The sequence below is a fragment of the Streptomyces beijiangensis genome, assembly GCF_017315755.1.
In the GTDB taxonomy this organism is placed as follows: Bacteria; Actinomycetota; Actinomycetes; order Streptomycetales; family Streptomycetaceae; genus Streptomyces; species Streptomyces beijiangensis.
The window spans coordinates 1-398 of record NZ_JAFLRJ010001099.1; the positions used below are offsets into that span (position 1 = coordinate 1).

Sequence of the window (398 nt, forward strand, 5' to 3'; positions counted from 1 at the left end):
TCCTGGAGCTGTATCGCGAGCGCGCCGTAGCGCTGGAGCAGGAGGAGGCGCTGGGGGACCTCGTCGTGCGCTGGAGCGGGGGCGAGGCCGAGGCGGCGGAGGAGCTGGTGTCCGACGAGTTCGACCAGGGCCCGCAGCCGCTGCGCGACGAGCAAGCCCAGCGAGCAGAGCCGGACGCGCCGGAAGCACGGGACGACGACGAGGGAGCACGCGCATGAGCGAGGAGACGTACGAGCTTCCGGAACCCGCGGGGACCGAGCCCCAGGCCGGGGCGCAGGCCGGATCCCAGGCCGACCCCTCGGCCGAGCCCCCCGCGGGGGCCAGCGCGGTCGCCGAGCTGGAGCTGAAGCCCGCGCTGGAGGCCGTCCTGATGGTCGTCGACGAGCCCACGAGACCGA

The 398-nt window shown here is 74.9% G+C and carries 2 pseudogenes; both read left to right on the forward strand.

The features are described from left to right. A pseudogene (locus J0695_RS40725) lies at positions 1–218 on the forward strand (segregation/condensation protein A); the annotation flags it as partial. Next, positions 215–398, forward strand: a pseudogene (locus J0695_RS44850) (SMC-Scp complex subunit ScpB); the annotation flags it as partial. The pseudogenes J0695_RS40725 and J0695_RS44850, both read left to right, overlap by 4 nt.